The sequence below is a fragment of the Bradyrhizobium paxllaeri genome (assembly GCF_001693515.2).
Classification (GTDB): Bacteria; Pseudomonadota; Alphaproteobacteria; order Rhizobiales; family Xanthobacteraceae; genus Bradyrhizobium; species Bradyrhizobium paxllaeri.
This window is the reverse complement of record NZ_CP042968.1, coordinates 1,073,399-1,092,040: the sequence shown is the minus strand read 5'-3', so window position 1 is coordinate 1,092,040 and position 18,642 is coordinate 1,073,399. Positions and strand designations below refer to the sequence as shown.

Genomic DNA, 18,642 nt, shown 5'->3' with positions numbered 1-18,642 from the left:
TGCGCGTTGGCGCCTTCAGGAAGCGGTAACAACCACCTTTTCGCCGTCGGGCACAAGCGTCACGTTGAGCCCGCAGGCCTGCGCCAGGAGGCGCGTATAGTAGGGTTGCACTGCATGCGCGTCGACGCTCGCCGTCGAACTTGCGCTCAGGAGATCGGCGATGTTCTGCGGCACGCGGGCGTTCAGGCCGGAAGACGTGACGCGAAAAGCCATCGTCTCGCCGTCGCCGATCGGATCGATGGTCAGCGTGCCGCCGCGCGGTATCGTCTGCTGCGCGATGATCAGCATGTTCAACAACAGCTTGACGCGGTTCTTCGGCAGCAGGAGCCGCGGCAGATTCCAGGTGATGGTAATCTTGCCGTCCTCGATGTGGCCGCGCGCCATGGTCTGGGCATCGCCGAGATCGATCTGCGCGCCCGCCGATCCCGCGGCTCCGAACGCCAGGCGGCAGAACTGCAACCGGGCGGAGGCGGTCTTGGCGCTCTTGCGGATCAGATCGAGCGCGAAATCGCGGTCTTCCGGCTTCGGATTATCGTCAAGCACCTCAAGCCCATTGACGATCGCGCCAACCGGGCTGATGAGATCGTGACAGACGCGCGAACACAGCAGCGCCGCAAGTTCGAGGGTATCGGGAGCCGGACCGGGAGACGAAGTGCCAGACATCATGGGTTCCTGGAAAGCCGCCGAGTCGTGAATTACCGGCGGGCCGTTACGAATCACGCGTGCTTATCGGTGATACACTGCGCAGCCCCGTGCTGCCAGCAGGGGGCGGCAATGGTAAGGCAGGACGAACAGCAAATGGGCCGCGCTCATGAATGAGACACGTCCACCCGCGCTCGATCGTGACGCCGCAGCAAGGCTGATCGAGCCGCTGACCGAGATCGTGATCCGCGCCGGCGACGCTATCCTTGCCGTCAACCGTTCCGCCATGACGGTCGAGGGCAAGACCGACGGCTCGCCGGTAACGGAGGCCGACCTGGCGGCCGACCGAATCATCGCCGAGGGCCTTGCCCGCCTGGTGCCAAAAATACCTGCGCTGTCGGAAGAACGCACCCAGGCGGCCGCGCTGCCCTACAGGGAAAGCTTCTTCCTGATCGACCCGCTCGACGGCACCAAGGAATTCGTCGCCGGGCGCAACGAATTCACCGTCAACCTGGCGCTGGTGTCGGAGGGGACGCCGCTGCTCGGCATCATCAGCGCGCCCGCCCTCGGCCTGATCTGGCGCGGCGTGGTCGGTCGCGGCGCCGAGCGGCTGACGCTTGGCAAGGAGCCTGGCAGGGATAGGCCGCTGGTCGAACCGATACGCACCCGGCCCTGCCCGACGCGCGGCCAGCCCTGGACGGTCGCGGTCAGCCGTTCGCATGGCGATGCCAGGAGCGAAGCCTTCATCGCGGCGAGGCCGGGCGCGGTGCGCTGCGAACTCGGCTCGGCGGTGAAACTCGGCCGGGTGGCCGAAGGCTCCGTCGATATCTATCCGCGGCTGGCGCCGACCTCGGAATGGGACATCGCCGCGGGCCATGCCGTTGTTGTGGCCGCCGGCGGCAGGGTCACCGATTCAAGCGGCGCTGCCCTGCAATTCGGCACCGGACGGAATGGCTTCATCGTTCCGGAATTCATCGCCTGGGGCGATCCGAACGCTGCGACCAATGCTTCGTAGCCCGGGCGAGCGTAAGCGACCCCGGGAAAGGTGGCGACGACGCAACGTGTATTCCGTTTGTCTGATACCGCCCCCGGGGTCGCTTCGCTCGCCCGGGCTACGGAAGTCCTACTGCGCGAGCCCGCGCTCAAGCGCCGGCCAGCGTGACGTCGCCTCTTTCAGGAAACGCGAAGGGTCGGCCGCAAACGCATCGCGGTTGTCCTCGCGGCCGAACAGATAGAGCCGCTGGCCCGCGACCACCCAAAAGCGCGGATTGCCTGCATAGGTGATGCCCCGCCCCAGATCGACCGGGTCGTAGCCGCCGAACTGGGGCCCGTAAATTTCCGGATGCGCGACGAAGGAGGCGCGGTTGCCCTCGTTGCGGAAACGCCAGATGGCGCCGCCGCCGCGCGCCTCGAAATCCGGCAAGCCCTGGAGGGCCATGGATTCGGTGAAATAAGCGACCGGATCGAAGCCGCCGATGGCGAGGCCGGAATAGCGGTTCACCACCACGCGCTCGGTGGTTGCGGCGCGGGCGGCCAAATCAAGGCTGAGCGCGCAAAAAAAGCTCGCCAATAAGGCAAAAGCGGCCATTCCGGGGCGCAAACCGTATCTTTCCTGCCGTTGTGCCGTCATAGTTGGTGCCGATAACATGCGAGTCGAGGGGACACTGGGCGCAACCTAGAGCCATGCTTGTTGGCGTCAGGTTAAGGCGGCGGCCAGAATTTCGATGCCAGGGGTTCTTTCATGACGTTTGCTTCACGCCTTGCCGCGGTGACGTTCGCCGCGCTGATGTGTTGGACCGTGCCGGCTTCGGCACAGCAGCCACCACCGCCGGGCCAATACCCACCACCGCCGGGGGCTTACCCGCCACCGCCGGGGGGGCAATATCCGCCGCCGCAGCGCCAGCCGGGACCCGAGACCTTCGGGCCCGAAGAACTGGTCTCGGCCGGGCACAAATTCTTCGGCAACGTCTCGCGGGGCCTTGCTTCCATCATCGAGCGCGCGGTCAGCCAATGGGGCCTGCCCAACGGCTATGTGCTCGGCGAAGAAGGCTCAGGCGCCTTTGTGGCGGGCCTGCGGTATGGCGAAGGCACGCTCTACACCAAGAATGCCGGCGACTTGCGGGTCTACTGGCAGGGTCCGTCGGTCGGCTTCGACTGGGGCGGCGACGGCGCGCGCACCATGACACTGGTCTACAACCTGCCCGCGACCAGCGCGATCTACCAGCGCTTCGTCGGCATCGATGGCTCCGCCTATATCGTCGGCGGCTTCGGCATGACCGCGCTTACCGCCAACAACATCGTGCTGGTGCCGATCCGCTCCGGCATCGGACTGCGGCTCGGCGCCAATGTCGGCTATCTCAAATACACCCCGCGCGCGACCTGGAACCCCTTCTGAGCCACGTCTATACGCGCGCCTTCCCCAGGCGGATTCAGGTTAACGCGGCATTGGGCTGGCGTAGGCCCGGCCCGGCGTGGCAATGTGATTAACGAATCCTTGTCTGTGTGGAGTAACCATTCATGATCGAGCCGATCATGTATCTGGCGATCGGTTTTCTGGTCTCCATGCTGTTCGGTCTGATGATCGTGCCGCTGGTGCATAACCGGGCGGTGCGGCTGACGACGCGGCGGCTCGAGGCGGCGACCCCGCTGTCGATGGCCGAAATCCAGGCCGACAAGGACCAGCTCCGCGCGGAATTCGCGATGTCGGCGCGGCGGCTCGAAATGAGCGTCGAGCAGCTCAAGAACAAGACCACCAGCCAGCTCGCCGAACTCGGCAAGAAGAGCGATGCGATCAACCGCATGAAGATCGAGCTCGGCGAAAAGAACGCCACGATCTTTGCGCTCGAAGCGCGCGAGAAGGCGGTGAAGGAGCAGCTCCGCGCCACCGAAGAGGAATTTGCGGCCAAGACCGAGCTGTTGCGCAACGCCGAACAGGCGCTGACCGACAAGCAGGCCGAACTCGGCAAGATCAATAACGAATTGAACGATCGCTCGATGATGGCGGACAGCCGCCAGGTCGAGCTGGTCGCGGTGCGCACCCAGATCGAGGAACTGAAGGGCCGCGTCGGCGACGCCGAAAAGGAATTTTCGACGACGCAGGCCCGCCTCGTGCAGGAGCGCGCCGACTCCGAGCATGCGAGCCGCGAACTGATGGAAGCGCGTGGCCGCGTTGAAAATTTGAGCCAGCGCGTCACTGATCTCGACCGGCAATTGATCGTGCAGGTCAAGGAAGCCGAGATGCTCGGCGACCGCGTCAACGACCTCGAGGCGCGGCTGGCGACGCAAGGCAAGATCCTGGCCGAGCGCGAATACGAAAACAATCAGCTAAGGCAGTCGAATGAAAACGCCGAGCGCGCCGCGCGCGAACTGCGCGCGGAGATCGCAGGCATGAGCGGCGGCAAGTCGCCGGTCGTGGAGAAATTGCGAAGCGAGAAGGCCGCGGTGGAGGAACAGCTCCGCATCGCGCGCGACGAGCGCGCGAAACTGCAGCGCGACATCAACGCCATTCAGCAGCAGGCCGAAAGCTCGTGGCAGACCGAGCGGATGGAAAACGCGCTGCTGCGCGAGCGCATCAACGACATCGCCGCCGAAGTCGCCAAGCTCGCCATGCAGCTCGAGGGACCGAATTCGGCGATCGAGGCGATGCTGGCGGCGGAACCGGCCGTGCCGAAAGTGCCAGCCAAGCCCGCCAATGACACAGCCGGCGCCGTCTCGGAAGGCGGCGGCACACTGGCCGAGCGCATCCGCGCGCTGCAGTCACACGCCTCCCGCGCCCGCCAGCAGGGGGCGTAATTCCCCCGGATCGGCGCGAAAACACGACGTTACAGCCCGACTGATCGCTTGACACTGGGGCCCCGTCCTTCGTAAATCGCGGGCACTGACAGGCCTGTTGTTCGCCCACACTTCCCGGACGCATAGCTCAGCGGGAGAGCGTTCCCTTCACACGGGAGAGGTCCAAGGTTCGATCCCTTGTGCGTCCACCATCGGCCTTCTGAACCATACGGGTTGCGGGCAATCATCGACGCCGGGCGCTCGCCGGCAGCTTTCGTGACCGTCCCATCAAAATATCGAAAACAACCCCATGCAAAGTAGCCGATGCTGCCGGCGTGACGGCCTACACACCAGATTGCATGGTGCTCTCCATGCGTTCGCGCGCTTGGGATCGTGATTTGTAGTCCATGGATTACATTTCGCTTGCCGGCCTGTAATCCACAGATTACACACGATCCGTGATCGAAGTTCGAGAAACCCCTGAGTTCACCGTTGGCTGGCCGCGCTGAAAGATCAGCGCGCCGTCCTTCCCATCGTTCGCCGGATCAGCCGCGTGGCTGCTGGAAACAACGGGAGATGCGAAGTCAGTCGGCGGGTCGGATCGACCACGGCCCCGGATACCGTGTCTACTTCACCCGTCGCAGACAGACCCTTGTTATCTTGCTCTGCGGTGGCGACAAGCGCACTCAGAGCCGGGACATCAGGAAGGCAATGGGGATCGCGGAGAAATTGGAGGACTAGGATGAAAGTCAGCAAACTTAAAAAATTCGACGCCGCCGAGCACCTTCGCACCCCGAAAGCTCGCGCGGAGTATCTGAGTCTCGTTCTCGCTGACGGCGACCCTGCCGAGGTCCGTGACGCCCTCAATGTTGTTGCCAGAGCGCAGGGTATGAGCGAGGTCGCCAAGGCTGCCGGAGTGACCAGAGAGGGTCTTTATAAGACGCTCGGAGCGGGCGGCAACCCGGAGTTCGCGACCGTCATGCGGGTCATCGGCGCTATGGGTATCCGCCTTTCGGCGCAGGCGGCGGATGCAAGGCGGAAGAAGCGTGCCGTGGCGTGAAGAGAGTTTGCGTCGTCACGACGCGAGCAGGCACCTAAATCAAAACCCGCCGCCCTTGTGGGGTCGACGGGTTTCTCAATGGCCGTGTCGCCCACGGCCCCCGACATCTTCTCTCAACCACTACGCTTCGCTCGTCGGCAGATGATGCTGGCTGATCGTTGCGGCTTAGTATAACGCCGCAAATACGCCTAGCGGTACCGGGACCCCTACCCCAGAGATATAAAATCCTTGTGCAGAACAGTTGGTCTTTTGGCGCCATCGAACAGCACGGTGACGCCGGTCGTGCTGTGACTGACATGGACAACAATGCCGGTCCGTTCAGCCAGCTCTGGGCATCGATCGGCTCCGAGCGCGCTCATCTTAAAGCGCCTGCCGACAACCATTCTGTCGGTTTCCTGAACCATCATCAAAGCATTTAATTAATGAAAGGAAACGTCTGCGCTGATGCGCAAGATAAATGCGTGATTCGGGTTACATTGCGGCGAGCTTGTGGCAGAGGCGTAGTGCGTTGCAGCATCGACACCCCCGCATGACCTGGCCATCCCATACGGAAAAGCCCGCCTGGCTCACCCGCGATGCAGGAAGGCAACGCGCCGGCCGAAAGTGATTCTGGTCAAATAATCTCGTTGGTTTTTCCCGGCTCCTGGCGAATTATTCTCGGCAGCGACTTGAGGGGGGCGATCATGGACTTATTCCTCGGCGAGAAGGTCGCCGTTTTGGAAAGCGAGACGACGCACAAGAGCTGCCGTTCCTGCGGTGAAAGGTTGAAGCTGGTTCGAACGATGGTCAACTCCCGCACGGGCTCCATCGTCCACATGTTCGAATGCCGGTGCGGGGAGCGCACGTGGGATGACTAGAGCTTGATCCGGAAAAGCGCGTAGCGGTTTTCCCTCGCGCAAACGCGAACGCGTTTGCGCGGAGATCATGCTCAAACAAAAAGATAAAGCGGGATGACGGTTCGAAGAAAAGTGATCACGCTTGGAGAATTGGCCGAAGCGAAATCGCAATGCACGATCGGCCGCAAGGCTGGATCGCTCGTGACCGGCGGCAAGCGGGTCGCGCAGGGATGAAGTTTTAACTCAGATCCCGAACAGCCAGATCGCGACGATGGTGCCGAGCGTCGCTAGCCCGCTGATGGTCCATCCGGTTGCGTAGGAGATGTTGTCGTCGTCGCTGATGCCGCGCATCAGATCGGCGGCGCCTGTGGTTGCGGACCGCCATTGCATGGTGTTGCTCCAAAAAGCCTGCCCGCAAGCATAACGCCGAACCGGGTTCCCGGTTCCGCGCTATCTGGCCGCCGTCGGAGCGACGGCGTGCCAGTCTTCAATCAGACGTAGGAAAGCCGGCGTGCATCGGCCGGAGCGATTTCGTTTTCGTCACCAACGATGATGGTGACCTTCCATCCCTCGCTGGCCCAGACCCGCGCCTTGGCGACCGCCACCAGCATGCTGCTCCGGTCCATCCTGACGGTCTCGTCCTTGCGTTCCGCCACGATCCTGTACGCCATGCCACTCCCCCTACGCCGGTATTACTACGGGGGAAGTTTCGGTTACCGCTTTGGCCGCAATTTGCCGACAATTTGTCCAATCGGGGGCATGGTTAACGGCCGAAACGCGGTTTTGACGGCCGGTTTTGGCCCTATTTGGCGGCTTTTCGCACCGCCAGCGCCGGTTTGGTCACGCCGTCGACCCCGGTCAGGATCAGGACGGTCAGCAGCGCGTTCTGCGGGCCGTACCAGGCATTGGTCGGCTTGTACCATTCATTGCGCGAGTGCCAGTTGCCGCCCTCGCCGCCACCGCCGATGGTCACGGCGGGAATGCCGAGCGACATCGCGATGTTGGAGTCGGTCGAAGAGCCGGCGAAGGTCGGGCGCGGCCCCTTGGTGACGGCCGCGACCGTGCGCTGCGTCGCCTGCACGATCGGCGAATCCATCGGCACGATGCCCGCCGGGCGGTCGCCGATCAGCTTTGCCTCCACCGTCATCTTGTCGGATTTCCAGCGCGCGTTTTCATCTGCTACCGCTTCCTTCACGAGTTCGAGCAGCCGCGCCTCGAGCTTCAGGAGTTCCTCGGTCGAGTTCGAGCGCATGTCGACGGCCATCCGCGCTTCCGCCGCGATGGCGTTGACCGAGGTGCCGCCGGTCACCGTGCCGACGGTAAAGGTGGTCTTGGGGTCGGAGGGCGGCTGCAGCTCCGAGATCTTTGCGATCGCCCGGCCCATCGCATGCGTCGCGCTCGGCAATCCGAACTCCTGGAACGAGTGGCCGCCGGGCCCCTTGAACGTGAACTCGTAGCGATGGCTGCCGGTCGCCTGGTTGACGACCCGCGTAATGCCGAGCCCGTCGATCGAGATGAAGCCGTCAATATCGGTGTGATCGCGGAACAGCGCCTTTACGCCGCGAAGATTGCCGAGCTCTTCTTCACCCACCGTGCCAACGAACAGAATATCGCCGACGGTCGCAATCCTGTTTTCGTTCATCACTTTGATCAGCGACAGCATCGCCGCCAGCCCGCGCGAATCGTCGCCGATGCCGGGCGCGATGATCGCACCGTCCTTCTCCTTCACGGTGACGTCGGTGCCTTCGGGGAACACCGTGTCGAGATGCGCCGACACCACGAGCTTGGGCCGGCCGCCGCCGCTGCCCTTGCGCAGCGCGATCACATTGCCTTCCGCGTCGATCGACGTGTCCTTGAAGCCGAGCTCCTGCATCCGCTTCTGATAATATTCGGCGCGGACTTTCTCCTTGAACGGCGGCGCCGGGATTTCGGTGATGCGCTTTTGCTCGGCAAAGGTCCGCTCGTCGTCGGCCTTGATGTCGTCGAGCGTCTTGACGATTCTGGGATTGGCCAGAATGGCTTCCAGATCCGGCGCGGGAGCCGCTTGCGCCCACACTTGCTGCGTCAGCGCATGTTGCGCGACGGCGACGATTGCGATGGCCAGGATCGATCGAGTGAATGTCATCAAGCTTTCTCCGTTCGCGATTCTATCCCGCGCGTAGTCCTGCGTCCTTCAGCCGGCCTGCGAACCAGCCGGACAGGGCATGGTCGTAGACGCCGCTGGTATAGACCTCCGACATCGTGACGTGGGTCTTGCCCAGCGTCAGCATCACGCCGATCCAGTAGGCGAACCACAGATGCGGATCGGTCAGCGCCCGCAGCTTGTGCTGGTCATGCTCGAGCGGCTGATGATTGGCCGATTTGCGCACCTCGACCGCGAGCAGATTATTGGGGATCGCGCGCTGGTGCACCACGATGTCGGGATAAATCGATTTCGCCAGATGATCGTCGGTCGAGACGGTTGAACCATGCGGCAGCCGCAGCGTGCGATCGCCGAGCCGGTCGTATTCGCAATCGATCTCCCAGCCCGTGAACTGCGGTTCGAAATGCACCGCCAGGCGATGCGTCAGCGCGCGTTCGCCGACATCCTTTTCGAGCAGATAGGCCTCGCGCGCGTAGAACTCGTGAAGTGCGGTGACGACCTTGTTCAGTTCGGTCTGCATGACGCTTCCCACAAGTCTCGTCGTCATTGCGAGAGCAGCGACCTGTCCGCCGTAGCTTTAGTGAAGGCGGAAGCAATCCATAGTGCCGCAAGCGCAGGAATGGATTGCTTCGTCGCTACGCTCCTCGCAATGACGATCTCAATTGTCGCTTTACATCTGCACTTCGATCAGCCGCGGCCCAGGCTCGGCGACGGCTTCCGCCAGCGCCTTGTTGAAATCGTCGGCATTGGCAACCGCGCGCGCCGGCACGCCCATGCCCTTGGCGAGCGCGACGAAGTCGAGGTCCGGGCGGTCGATCTTGAGCATGTCGAGCGCCCGCTGCCCCGGCTCGCCCGCGCCGACGCCGTCGAATTCACCACGCAATATCTGGTAGATCTTGTTGGCAAATACAATCGTGACGACGTTGAGGCCTTCGCGCGCCTGTGTCCAAAGCGATTGCAGCGTGTACATCGCGCTGCCGTCGCCGACCATGCAGATCACCTTGCGGTCCGGGCACGCGACCGCGGCACCCGTTGCGACCGGCGTCGAGAAGCCGATCGAGCCGCCCATGTTCTGCAGCCAGTCGTGCGGAGCGGCGGCCGCCGTCGGCGGAAAGAAGCCGCGGCCGGTGGTGACGGATTCATCGACCACGATGGCGTTTTCCGGGATCGCCATTGCGATCGCCTGCGCGATCGAGGCATGCGTCAGCGCGCCGGTCGGCTTGGCGAGTTCGACCATTTTCTGCGGCTTCCGATCGGACGGCTGCGCATGCAGCGCACCGGCCAGCGCCTCCAGGGCGGCGACGGAATTTTCGGCGCCCGTGGTCATGCGATGCACCTCGCAGCCCTGGGGTTTGAGCATGCTCGGCTTGTTCGGATAGGCGAAGAACGCCACGGGATCGTTGGCCTCGACCAGCACGATGTTCTTGAAGTCTTTCAGGATCGGCAGCGCCTGCTCGATCACGTAGGGGATGCGGTCGATCGAGAAGCGGCCCTTGCCGCGCGCCATGCGGGGATTGTAGGTCTGGCCCATCACCTTGCAGCCGGTCTTGCCCGCGATCTGGGCGGCCAATGCCAGCCCGTGCTCGGTCAGCGCGCTGCCGGTCATCAACAGCAGCGTCGACGCGCCGCCGTTGCGCAGCACTTTGGCGGCGTGGTCGACAGCCTGTGCGGAGTAGCTGGCGCGCTGATTGTCATCAGGCACCTGCGCGATGCCGTCGGCCTCGTTCCAGGCGGTATCGGCGGGCAGGATCAGGGTGGCGATCTGTGCCGGCGAACTCTTGGCGGCGGCGATGGCGGCGGCGCCGTCGGCGGCGACCGACTTGGCATCCGGGGAGGTCCGCACCCAGGACGACATCGGCCGCGCCAGCCCCTCGATGTCTGACGTCAGCGGGGCGTTGTAACCAATGTGATAGGTCGCGTGCTGGCCGACGATGTTGACGATGCCGGAATTGGCCTTCTTGGCGTTATGGAGATTGGCCAGACCATTGGCGAGGCCAGGGCCGAGATGCAGCAGCGTCGAGGCTGGCGTACCCTTCATGCGGTAATAGCCGTCGGCGGCGCCCGTCACCACGCCCTCGAACAGGCCGAGCACGCAGCGCATCCCCTCGACCCGGTCCAGTGCGGCGACGAAATGCATCTCCGAGGTGCCGGGATTGGTGAAGCAGACATCTACGCCGCCTGCGACCAATGTCCGCACCAGACTTTCCGCACCGTTCATGCTCTCGTTCCCTTCGCGATCTTTTTTAGGAGCCGCCAACGATCAATCATTGTTCACACGTTTCGTCAAAGGTTTAGCGGAACAAGGCAGCCATCGCGTAGGACATGTTGCCTTTTTTAACCGCAGGGATTGAAAATGGCTGTGGTCACAGGCTCGTTGGTTGCACGACCGCCGCAATTATGGCCTGTGTCCTCTCATATTCAGATTTTTTCGCGAGGAAGAACAAGATGACCCGGGCTTTTGCTTTGCTGTTTGCGGCGCTGACCATGCTGGCCGGGGCCGGCCAGGCGCAGGCTCAAGGTTTGTTTCAAGGCTTCTTTGAAGACTCGCGCGACATCATGGGCGGCGGCCCCGGCTTCTTCCGGCCCGGCATGCCCAGCGGAGCGAGCCCGATCCCGCGCCAGACCGTGATGTTTAACGGCAATTACGCCCCCGGCACAATTTTGATCAGCACGGCCGAGCGCAGGCTCTATCTCGTGCTCGGTAACGGCCAGGCGATACGCTATGGCATCGGTGTCGGCCGGGACGGCTTCCGCTGGAGTGGAACCCACCGCATCAGCGCAAAGAAGGAATGGCCGAGCTGGACCCCACCGGCCCAGATGCTCCGCCGCCGTCCCGACCTGCCGCGCCATATGCGCGGCGGTATCGACAATCCGCTCGGCGCGCGGGCGATGTATCTGGGATCGACGCTGTATCGCATCCACGGCTCCAACGAGCCCGAGACGATCGGACAGGCGGTCTCCTCTGGATGCTTCCGCATGACCAATGAAGACGTGACCGATCTCTACAGCCGCGTCTCGGTCGGCACGCCGGTCGTCGTGAAGAATTAGACTCTCACCGGCCAGGAACCCGCCACGATCATGCGCAAGCGCGTGATCGGGCCTTTCTGGTCTTGCACGCACCCGCCGATTGCTGCAGCGTCGTTCGGATGCGCACGCTCCGCCGATTCCTCCATGTACGAACGCTAGCGGCGGCCCTGAGCGCCGCAGCACTCGGCGAGATTTTGCTGCCGTGTACGGCGTACGCCGACCTTCCCGCCACCGCGCAGCGTCAACGCGGCGAGAAAAAAATCTTCACCGATAACGAGATTACCGAAGGCTTTCTCAAGATCGCCTTCGGCGCCGAATACCATCTCGCCGGCCGCGTCGATCGCATCCGCAAATATGACGGGCCGGTGCGGGTGTTCGCCGACGGCAGCCGGGCCGACCGCAAGACGCAGCTTGCGAAAATCGTGGCCGACATCGCCGCGCGCGTTCAGCACCTCGACATCGCCATGACCGGAAACAGCGAAGACGCCAACGTGCAGGTCAAGCTGGTGCGCGACCGCGATCTCTATCGCACCATCGCGACCTTTTACGGCAGCGACCGCGCGCGCGAGATTCGTTCCTCGCTCGACCCGCAATGCCTGTCCGGTTTTCGCAAGAACGAAAAATTCGAAATCGAACACTCCGACGTGATCCTCACCGTCGACAATGGCGACTTCGTCTTCCTCGACTGCGCCTATGAGGAATTGCTGCAATCGCTGGGACCGATCAACGATACGGCGAGCGTGCCCTGGACGATGTTCAACGACAATGTGTCGATGGGCTATTTCGGCGTCTACGACCAGTATCTCCTCAACCTGCTCTATGACCCCCGGATCAAGCCCGGCATGACCGTGCAGGAGGTCAAGGCGTTGCTGCCGGACGTGCTGACCGACGTGCGCGCCTGGGTGCGCAAGGTCAACAACCTGCCGTAAGTGAGGGGGTTGCGGGCTGGCCGCGAATGCGCAGCTTCATCACGCAATGTTGCGAGTGGAGAAGACGTGAGTTTGCCACTGGCCTCACCGCGTCATTGCCTGCGACAAACGCGGAGCATTTGCGTAAGGAAGCGAAGCGACGACTTGTCCGCCGAAGCTCGAAGAGCGAAGGCGGAAGCAATCCATGCTTCAGCGTATGCCGCACGATGGATTGCTCCGCGAGCGCCGTCTGCACGACGCGGTGAATAGCCCGAACAGAACAATTCGCCTTTATTCCCACAACAACGCAAAGTTTTATTTACGAAACATTGTGACTTCCAAGAGCAAATCCTATTTAATGTTGGTTATGGGCGACTCGTATAAGTCTTTCAAATGAACGACCTGCCTCGAATCCAGGCCTTGCGCTGCTTCATCACCGTGGCCCGTGAAGGCACGGTGTCGCGCGCGGCCACGCTGCTGCACCTCACCCAGCCTGCCGTCAGCCTGCAGCTGAAGGGCCTGGAGGAGAACACCGGGCTGCAGCTTTTCAACCGGACGCCGGGCGGCTTTACCCTGACGGAGGCGGGCGCCGCCCTGCTGCCGCTGGCGCACCGGACGGTATCGGCCTCGGCAGATTTCAGGACGGCGGCGGATTCCTTGCGCGAATCTCTGCGCGGCACGCTGCGCGTCGGCACGATCCAGGATCCCGAGTCGATCCGGCTCGGCCTGTTCGTGCGAAGCCTCGCCACTTCCTCGAAGAAGACCGAGGTTTTCCTTCGCTACGGCATGACCGGCGACGTGCTGGCACAGATCGGCAGGGGCGAACTCGACGTCGGATATTATGTCGATGCCACGCCGCCCGAATGCCTCGCGTCGGGGCTGCTGTCCGAACGGGCCATCGACGACGGCAAGATGCAGCTCATGCCGCTGATGCGCTTCGATTACCGCGTGATCGCGCCGCGCGAATGGAGCGACAAGGTGTTGGGCAAGGATTGGGGCGACCTCGCCGACCTGCCGTGGATTGCGACGCCATATGACTCGGCGCATCGACGGCTGCTCGACGACGTGTTCCGGCCGACGGGCTCATTGCCAAAGCGCGTCGCCTTCGCCGATCAGGAAGAAGCCATGATCGACTTCGTCGAATCCGGCGACTGCCTCAGCCTCGCCCGCGACTGCGTGCTCGACCGCACCGCGCCGAAACGGAATATCGTCATCGCCGACAAGGTGTCGCTGACCTGTGACCTCAGCTTCGCCTGCCTGGCATCGCGGCGCCACGAGCCGATGATCTCTCAGGCCTTCGCGGCCATGCAGGCGGTATGGGATTTGAAGCCGGCCGGTGCCGCGTCCACGCCGATCGAAGCGGCAAGGTCGCGAAAAAGCGCCCGAAGGTAGCCGGCATCAGATATTGGCACGAGATCTTGGCACTAGATCTTGGCGCTGCAGATCGATTTGAGCGCCTTCCATTCCTCTGCCGTCAGCAGCGGCGGTTTGCTGGCCGGCGGGTCCTGCCGGCTCATCCGCGCCAGCCGATCCTCGCTCAGGGGATGGGTGGAGATAATGGAAAGGCCCTTGCCTTCCTTGCCGGTCACGCGAAGCAGCAATTCCCCGGTCGGCTTCGCCGGCCGGCCGAGCCGGTGCATGACGTCGATCGCGAAGCTGTCGGCGTTATGCTCGGCCTCGCGTGAATGCGACGACGTCACCAGCGTGCGCGAGCCGAAGATCAGCGCGCTGGAGCCGGTGATGTCGCCGAACAACAGCCCGATCAGGAACGACGTGCCGCCATTGTGGATCAGTCCGCGCATGCTGTCGCGATGCTTGAGGTGGCCGAGTTCGTGCGCCAGCACGCCCGCGATCTCGTCGGCGTTCTCGGCCTTCGCCAACAGCCCGTCGAACACATAGACCTTGCCGCCGGGCAGCGCGAAGGCATTCGGAATCGAGCTCGACAGCACGCCAGACTGCACAGAGGTGTCGAGGCCCGCGGATTCGCGAAGCGCAGTGACGAGCTTGGTGAACGCCTTCTGCCCGGCGGGGTTGTCGCAGTCCCTGGCATCGAACATCTTCTTGATCTGGCTGTCGGCGACGTCACCGAGCCGCCGCTCGAACGCTTCCGGCACCAGCGGCGTGAGCCGGTCGGCCAGCAGCGGCACCCCGAACAACACCACGGCAACGATCGATACCGCTGCCGCGAGCGACCAGCCGACGATGGTAGCGACGCCGCGGCGGCCGATCATGTGGTCGTCGATGCTGGCGCAGCGCGCGACGAGCTCGCTCGCAAGGGCGGTGTCGCGAACCTCCAGCCGCGCCAACGCAGGCGCCGTCAGGCAGCTCACGCGCAGCACGCCGGCCGGACTGTCGACGCGGCGGATATCGGCATAGGCCCACGCTGCCAGCGTTTGTTCGCCCTCGACGATTTCGAGCTGGTCGGCAAGGCGGAGCGTCACAGTGCGCCGCCGGCTCGACGCGCCGTCGAAATAGGCCGCCGAACCGTCGAGGGTCGATGTTGAGGGAATTGACGCTTCGCTATTCATGGCGACACCGAAGCCCTAGAAGCCGCCGACATCGAGGCCGTCGGCAAAGCCCTCGCCGAGCGCGTTGGCCATCTCGCCGCGCGCGGCAACGTTGGCGGCCGCCTCGATGCCGCTGATATTGACCGAGCCGAGCACCCTCACCCAGAGGTCGCGCGACAGATAGACCCGTATGACGATATTCATCGCCAGCGCAAATACCAGGTAGCCGATGCCCATGAGTACAAGCAGCGGGATACTCCTGGCGAATTCCTGCGACGTGAAAAACTCGGTGAAGGCATCGCCGCTCATGCTGGCGACCAGCGCTGCCGCCAGCCCCAGATAGACCGAGAACACCAATCCGAGCACCACGATCCAGCCGATGACTTTCCAGTACAGGCCGATCAATGCGCTCTTGGGCAGCGACGATTCCAGCCGCACGCCGCCGAACCGGATGCCCGAGAGCCACCAGCGCCATTCGATCGCCTTGAAGGCCCCGTAGATGAATGGCGCGACCGGGTACACCACAAACGCGATCGGCGCGAGCAGCCACAGCCACCAGCCGCGCTTGAAGAACTCCCAGCCCCGCCCCTCGAAACTGCCCTGCAAGTCGCCGTAGAAGGAATGGCGCATCTTGTAGCGTTCGAGTGCGGCCGTGCGCCACGGCAGCGCCAGCCCAAGGGTCACCGCCGACAACAGGCCCCACAGCGATGCATACAAGGCGTATTTCCATCCCGAGCCGCTCATCCAGAACCGCACGCCGCGCCACACCGTGCGCGTCAGCCGATAGCGCCGCGCGCGGTAGATCGCGAACTGCCCGAAGATATAGAAGAAGGCGACCAGCGGAATACTGGCAAACGCCTGAATATGCTCGGCCTCGAGGCCGATCAGGAAATAACCGAGATAGACCGGCACCAGGATCGCCATCGCGACCAGAAATCCGATCAGCAATTCCTTGCCGCGGCCGGTGTATTCGGCGGCATCGCCGTCGACCAGGGTGTTGGCCCAGAGATGCCTGCGGATATCGGTGAGCAGCCAGAACCGGTAAAAGCCGAGGGTGACAAATTCCAACCCGGCGCCGCGCTTGACCAGATGGAAAAAGTCGCCGCGGCTGCCGGAAAACCCCACCGGCATCGGCGGCGGCATAGGCGACGGCGGCGGTGGCGGCGCCTGAGGGGGCCAGCTCATCTCATTCATGATTCAACTCCAGGGCGACGGTAGCGGATAAAACCACATTATTGTCGGCCGGTGTGTGACCCTGGTCCCACAATGAGTTCCTATAGTGCGCGAACTCTTAAGTCGGGATGGAGGATATCGCCCGATCCAAGTCCGCTTTGCGGCGGTTTGCTGACTAGAGTCGAACATCACTCGAAGCCCGACGAGGGCATAAGCCGAAATCCGCCGCGGCATCGGACTTGTTCGATCATCGCCTGATCAGCGACCTGTCCCCGCCGCTGCGCGCGGCACGGCTGCACTTCGCTGCTGTCGCGCGCCGTTCCTTCTTTTCAAGCGAGCGCTGACACGAGCCACAGCCCCGCCTGGAGCCCACGTCCATCAGCTCCGATGTTTGCAGCGAGCGCCTCGCGTACGGCCTCGGTGGCACGCGTTCGTTGTTCTTCCGAGCCGTTCTCGAGAATTGCCGGTAGAGGACCTGCTTGTGTGATGAACGCGATGCTTTGCGCGATGTCCTTGCCGTGCATCGGAACGTCAACGGCCTCGAGTGCGACCTCACGAAACCCAGCGTCACTCAGAATTCCGCGAACGCGCTCCTCGCGGGCAAACGAAAACATGCCCGGTGCCAGCGGATCCGCTGGCGGTTGAGCCGGCAGATGGGGCCGCGCGGCCTCGACCGGCACGCGAAACCACGAGCTCTCCGGCATAGTACGGAAACAAACGAACACCAGCCGGGCGCTCGGTTTCATCCCGCTGCGGATGTTGGAGAATGCCTCGACCGGGTCATCGAAAAACATGACGCCAAAACGCGAATACACCAAATCCGCCCAACGCGGCTCAAAGGCGTAGGTCGTCGCGTCGGCTAGGGCACAGGACACGTTGCTATATCCCGCTTCAGCGGCGCGGTGTTTGGCGAAGCCCAGCATCGGGACCGAGACATCGACACCCAACACGGCACCCGACCGGCCGACCGCCTTTGCGAAATCCAACAGTGTGTCGCCGGTGCCGCATCCGATATCAACCACATGCTCGCCAGGCTTTGCCGCTGCGGCACTGAAACTGACGCTCGTAACCGAAGTGAAGACATCGCTGATCGCGGCTTGCTGCGCGACCCACGCATGTCCCGTGGTGCTGTTCCAAAAATCTGCTCCGCGAGGATTTGGCGTTGGCGCTGGCATTTGATTTCTGTCCTTGGTGCTGAAAAGCTCGACGCATGTTATCCCAATGCAAATTGCGCGATAGTGGAAGTCGCAGACAAGGCCACAATGTCCGATTCGGGTCATTCGCATCGATCGTGCGATATCTGCGATGTGTCCGCTATTCGGCTCATCTCGGACCACCTATGATCTTGCTCGGATACGGTGACGTGCGCGCGAATCGTCACCTTACGCCGTCTTTTCGAACAGTTCCCGCCCGATCAGCATGCGGCGGATTTCGCTGGTGCCGGCGCCGATCTCGTAGAGTTTGGCGTCGCGCAGCAATCGCCCGGTCGGATAGTCGTTGATGTAGCCATTGCCGCCGAGCAGCTGGATGGCGTCGAGCGCGCATTGCGTGGCTTTCTCCGCGGCGTAGAGAATGGCGCCGGCCGCATCCTCGCGCGTGGTCTCGCCGCGGTCGCAGGCTTTTGCCACTGCGTACACATAGGCGCGCGAGGCGTTCATGGTGGTGTACATGTCGGCGATCTTGCCCTGCACTAGTTGGAACGTGCCGATCGGCTCGCCGAACTGCTTGCGCTCGTGCACGTAAGGCAGCACCACGTCCATGCAGGCCTGCATGATACCGATCGGGCCCGCCGCCAGCACCGCGCGCTCATAGTCGAGGCCACTCATCAGCACGTTGACGCCGCGGCCGACCTCGCTCAGCACATTCTCCTCCGGCACCTCGCAATCCTCGAACACCAGTTCGCAGGTGTCGGAGCCGCGCATCCCGAGCTTGTCGAGTTTTTGCGCGGTGGAAAATCCCTTCATGCCCTTTTCGATGATGAAGGCGGTCATGCCGCGCGGGCCGGCATTGGGATCGGTCTTGGCGTAAACGACCAGCGTATCCGCCACCGGACCGTTGGTGATCCACATCTTGTTGCCGTTGAGGATGAAGCGGTCGCCTTTCCTGTCGGCGCGCGTCTTCATCGAGACCACGTCCGAGCCGGCGCCGGGCTCCGACATCGCGAGCGAGCCGACATGCTCGCCGGAGATCAGCTTCGGCAGGTATTTCCGCTTCTGTGATTCATTACCGTTGCGGCGGATCTGGTTGACGCAGAGGTTGGAATGGGCGCCGTAGGACAGGCCGACCGCGGCCGAGGCCCGCGACATCTCTTCCACCGCGATGCAGTGCTCGAGATAGCCGAGGCCGGCGCCGCCATATTCCTCCTCGACCGTGATGCCGTGCAGGCCGAGCGCGCCGATCCTGGGCCAGAGGTCGCGGGGGAACTGGTTGCTGCGGTCGATCTCGTCGGCGCGCGGTGCAATTTCGTTCTGCGAAAACGAAAACACCGTCTCGCGGATCGCATCCGCGGTCTCGCCGAGGTCGAAATTGAACATCCGTTGTGCGTTGGGAATCATGGCCGCCTCCCGGCGAATTA

At 63.2% G+C, this 18,642-nt stretch carries 20 protein-coding genes and 1 tRNA gene; 10 read left to right on the top strand and 11 right to left on the bottom strand.

Translation table 11 applies throughout. From position 1 onward, the window contains the following. Positions 1-15: 15 nt before the first annotated feature. Positions 16-663, bottom strand: coding sequence for a histidine phosphotransferase ChpT (gene chpT, locus LMTR21_RS05100; RefSeq protein ID WP_065751039.1), 648 nt, complete (start codon positions 661-663; stop codon positions 16-18). Between the two features lie 148 nt (positions 664-811). Between chpT and cysQ the strand changes: the two genes are divergently transcribed. Continuing rightward, entirely contained in the window at positions 812-1,657 is an 846-nt protein-coding gene (gene cysQ / locus LMTR21_RS05095) for a 3'(2'),5'-bisphosphate nucleotidase CysQ (protein WP_065751018.1), read from the top strand. Positions 1,658-1,765: 108 nt separating this feature from the next. Here the strand turns inward: cysQ and LMTR21_RS05090 are convergent, their stop codons facing one another. Beyond that, positions 1,766-2,230 carry a YHS domain-containing (seleno)protein gene (locus LMTR21_RS05090; protein WP_141688114.1) on the bottom strand — a complete coding sequence of 155 codons (465 nt, stop codon included), beginning with the start codon at positions 2,228-2,230 and terminating at the stop codon, positions 1,766-1,768. Positions 2,231-2,383: 153 nt separating this feature from the next. Here LMTR21_RS05090 and LMTR21_RS05085 point away from each other — a divergent pair, with 153 nt between their 5' ends. The 6 genes from LMTR21_RS05085 (at position 2,384) to LMTR21_RS05060 (ending at position 6,330) form a co-directional block, all read left to right on the top strand. Beyond that, on the top strand, positions 2,384-3,037 hold the full coding sequence (locus LMTR21_RS05085; protein ID WP_065751016.1) for a DUF1134 domain-containing protein: 654 nt from the start codon (positions 2,384-2,386) through the stop codon (positions 3,035-3,037). 122 nt (positions 3,038-3,159) lie between these two features. After that, positions 3,160-4,434 carry a coiled-coil domain-containing protein gene (locus LMTR21_RS05080; RefSeq protein ID WP_065751015.1) on the top strand — a complete coding sequence of 425 codons (1,275 nt, stop codon included), beginning with the start codon at positions 3,160-3,162 and terminating at the stop codon, positions 4,432-4,434. 116 nt (positions 4,435-4,550) lie between these two features. Beyond that, positions 4,551-4,625, top strand: a tRNA-Val gene (locus tag LMTR21_RS05075). A 364-nt stretch (positions 4,626-4,989) separates the two neighbouring features. Next, positions 4,990-5,154 carry a type II toxin-antitoxin system RelE/ParE family toxin gene (locus tag LMTR21_RS05070; protein ID WP_347339165.1) on the top strand — a complete coding sequence of 55 codons (165 nt, stop codon included), beginning with the start codon at positions 4,990-4,992 and terminating at the stop codon, positions 5,152-5,154. Position 5,155: 1 nt separating this feature from the next. Next, complete coding sequence (locus LMTR21_RS05065; protein WP_065751014.1) at positions 5,156-5,473, top strand: addiction module antidote protein; 318 nt, start codon at positions 5,156-5,158, stop codon at positions 5,471-5,473. A gap of 575 nt (positions 5,474-6,048) precedes the next feature. Beyond that, entirely contained in the window at positions 6,049-6,330 is a 282-nt protein-coding gene (locus LMTR21_RS05060; protein WP_065751013.1) for a hypothetical protein, read from the top strand. Between the two features lie 222 nt (positions 6,331-6,552). Here LMTR21_RS05060 and LMTR21_RS39910 read toward each other — a convergent pair whose 3' ends face one another. The 5 genes from LMTR21_RS39910 to LMTR21_RS05040 form a co-directional block, all read right to left on the bottom strand. Then, positions 6,553-6,699 (bottom strand): hypothetical protein, encoded by a 147-nt coding sequence (locus tag LMTR21_RS39910; RefSeq protein ID WP_187399312.1) that lies wholly within the window; start codon positions 6,697-6,699, stop codon positions 6,553-6,555. Positions 6,700-6,800: 101 nt separating this feature from the next. Then, entirely contained in the window at positions 6,801-6,980 is a 180-nt protein-coding gene (locus LMTR21_RS05055) for a hypothetical protein (protein WP_057837448.1), read from the bottom strand. 131 nt (positions 6,981-7,111) lie between these two features. After that, positions 7,112-8,434 carry a M20/M25/M40 family metallo-hydrolase gene (locus tag LMTR21_RS05050; RefSeq protein ID WP_065751012.1) on the bottom strand — a complete coding sequence of 441 codons (1,323 nt, stop codon included), beginning with the start codon at positions 8,432-8,434 and terminating at the stop codon, positions 7,112-7,114. A gap of 22 nt (positions 8,435-8,456) precedes the next feature. Next, positions 8,457-8,972 (bottom strand): hypothetical protein, encoded by a 516-nt coding sequence (locus tag LMTR21_RS05045; protein WP_065751011.1) that lies wholly within the window; start codon positions 8,970-8,972, stop codon positions 8,457-8,459. Between the two features lie 150 nt (positions 8,973-9,122). Then, positions 9,123-10,670, bottom strand: a complete 1,548-nt coding sequence (locus LMTR21_RS05040; RefSeq protein WP_065751010.1) for an acetolactate synthase large subunit — start codon at positions 10,668-10,670, stop codon at positions 9,123-9,125. A gap of 227 nt (positions 10,671-10,897) precedes the next feature. Between LMTR21_RS05040 and LMTR21_RS05035 the strand changes: the two genes are divergently transcribed. The 3 genes from LMTR21_RS05035 to LMTR21_RS05025 all read left to right on the top strand — a co-directional run bounded on the left by LMTR21_RS05035 (position 10,898) and on the right by LMTR21_RS05025 (position 13,779). Continuing rightward, positions 10,898-11,500, top strand: a complete 603-nt coding sequence (locus LMTR21_RS05035; RefSeq protein ID WP_065751038.1) for a L,D-transpeptidase — start codon at positions 10,898-10,900, stop codon at positions 11,498-11,500. A gap of 98 nt (positions 11,501-11,598) precedes the next feature. Next, the gene (locus LMTR21_RS05030) at positions 11,599-12,408 is read left to right on the top strand and encodes a DUF2927 domain-containing protein (RefSeq protein ID WP_084030426.1); all 810 of its coding nucleotides are present in this window, start codon (positions 11,599-11,601) and stop codon (positions 12,406-12,408) included. A gap of 372 nt (positions 12,409-12,780) precedes the next feature. Further along, positions 12,781-13,779, top strand: a complete 999-nt coding sequence (locus LMTR21_RS05025; protein WP_065751008.1) for a LysR family transcriptional regulator — start codon at positions 12,781-12,783, stop codon at positions 13,777-13,779. Positions 13,780-13,811: 32 nt separating this feature from the next. On the opposite strand, the gene LMTR21_RS05020 is transcribed toward LMTR21_RS05025, so the two are convergent. The 4 genes from LMTR21_RS05020 to LMTR21_RS05005 all read right to left on the bottom strand — a co-directional run bounded on the left by LMTR21_RS05020 (position 13,812) and on the right by LMTR21_RS05005 (position 18,622). Next, a complete protein-coding gene (locus LMTR21_RS05020) occupies positions 13,812-14,915 on the bottom strand; it encodes a M48 family metallopeptidase (protein ID WP_065751007.1) in 1,104 nt (367 codons plus the stop codon). Between the two features lie 15 nt (positions 14,916-14,930). Then, on the bottom strand, positions 14,931-16,088 hold the full coding sequence (locus LMTR21_RS05015; RefSeq protein ID WP_065751006.1) for a DUF898 family protein: 1,158 nt from the start codon (positions 16,086-16,088) through the stop codon (positions 14,931-14,933). Positions 16,089-16,396: 308 nt separating this feature from the next. Continuing rightward, a complete protein-coding gene (locus tag LMTR21_RS05010) occupies positions 16,397-17,242 on the bottom strand; it encodes a class I SAM-dependent methyltransferase (RefSeq protein WP_065751005.1) in 846 nt (281 codons plus the stop codon). A gap of 207 nt (positions 17,243-17,449) precedes the next feature. Next, positions 17,450-18,622 (bottom strand): isovaleryl-CoA dehydrogenase, encoded by a 1,173-nt coding sequence (locus LMTR21_RS05005; protein WP_065751004.1) that lies wholly within the window; start codon positions 18,620-18,622, stop codon positions 17,450-17,452. Positions 18,623-18,642: the final 20 nt, after the last annotated feature.

Excerpts from the sequence above, each read along its gene's own strand:
- LMTR21_RS05035 (WP_065751038.1), top strand. The coding sequence starts at position 10,898 with ATGACCCGGGCTTTTGCTTTGCTGTTTGCGGCGCTGACCATGCTGGCC.
- LMTR21_RS05070 (WP_347339165.1), top strand. The coding sequence starts at position 4,990 with ATGCGAAGTCAGTCGGCGGGTCGGATCGACCACGGCCCCGGATACCGT.
- LMTR21_RS05005 (WP_065751004.1), bottom strand. The coding sequence starts at position 18,622 with ATGATTCCCAACGCACAACGGATGTTCAATTTCGACCTCGGCGAGACC.
- LMTR21_RS05025 (WP_065751008.1), top strand. The coding sequence starts at position 12,781 with ATGAACGACCTGCCTCGAATCCAGGCCTTGCGCTGCTTCATCACCGTG.
- chpT (WP_065751039.1), bottom strand. The coding sequence starts at position 663 with ATGTCTGGCACTTCGTCTCCCGGTCCGGCTCCCGATACCCTCGAACTT.
- LMTR21_RS05020 (WP_065751007.1), bottom strand. The coding sequence starts at position 14,915 with ATGAATAGCGAAGCGTCAATTCCCTCAACATCGACCCTCGACGGTTCG.
- LMTR21_RS05065 (WP_065751014.1), top strand. The coding sequence starts at position 5,156 with ATGAAAGTCAGCAAACTTAAAAAATTCGACGCCGCCGAGCACCTTCGC.
- LMTR21_RS05030 (WP_084030426.1), top strand. The coding sequence starts at position 11,599 with ATGCGCACGCTCCGCCGATTCCTCCATGTACGAACGCTAGCGGCGGCC.
- LMTR21_RS05085 (WP_065751016.1), top strand. The coding sequence starts at position 2,384 with ATGACGTTTGCTTCACGCCTTGCCGCGGTGACGTTCGCCGCGCTGATG.
- LMTR21_RS05090 (WP_141688114.1), bottom strand. The coding sequence starts at position 2,230 with ATGGCCGCTTTTGCCTTATTGGCGAGCTTTTTTTGCGCGCTCAGCCTT.
- LMTR21_RS05080 (WP_065751015.1), top strand. The coding sequence starts at position 3,160 with ATGATCGAGCCGATCATGTATCTGGCGATCGGTTTTCTGGTCTCCATG.
- LMTR21_RS05015 (WP_065751006.1), bottom strand. The coding sequence starts at position 16,088 with ATGAATGAGATGAGCTGGCCCCCTCAGGCGCCGCCACCGCCGCCGTCG.
- LMTR21_RS05045 (WP_065751011.1), bottom strand. The coding sequence starts at position 8,972 with ATGCAGACCGAACTGAACAAGGTCGTCACCGCACTTCACGAGTTCTAC.
- cysQ (WP_065751018.1), top strand. The coding sequence starts at position 812 with ATGAATGAGACACGTCCACCCGCGCTCGATCGTGACGCCGCAGCAAGG.
- LMTR21_RS05050 (WP_065751012.1), bottom strand. The coding sequence starts at position 8,434 with ATGACATTCACTCGATCGATCCTGGCCATCGCAATCGTCGCCGTCGCG.
- LMTR21_RS05055 (WP_057837448.1), bottom strand. The coding sequence starts at position 6,980 with ATGGCGTACAGGATCGTGGCGGAACGCAAGGACGAGACCGTCAGGATG.
- LMTR21_RS05010 (WP_065751005.1), bottom strand. The coding sequence starts at position 17,242 with ATGCCAGCGCCAACGCCAAATCCTCGCGGAGCAGATTTTTGGAACAGC.
- LMTR21_RS05060 (WP_065751013.1), top strand. The coding sequence starts at position 6,049 with ATGCAGGAAGGCAACGCGCCGGCCGAAAGTGATTCTGGTCAAATAATC.
- LMTR21_RS05040 (WP_065751010.1), bottom strand. The coding sequence starts at position 10,670 with ATGAACGGTGCGGAAAGTCTGGTGCGGACATTGGTCGCAGGCGGCGTA.
- LMTR21_RS39910 (WP_187399312.1), bottom strand. The coding sequence starts at position 6,699 with ATGCAATGGCGGTCCGCAACCACAGGCGCCGCCGATCTGATGCGCGGC.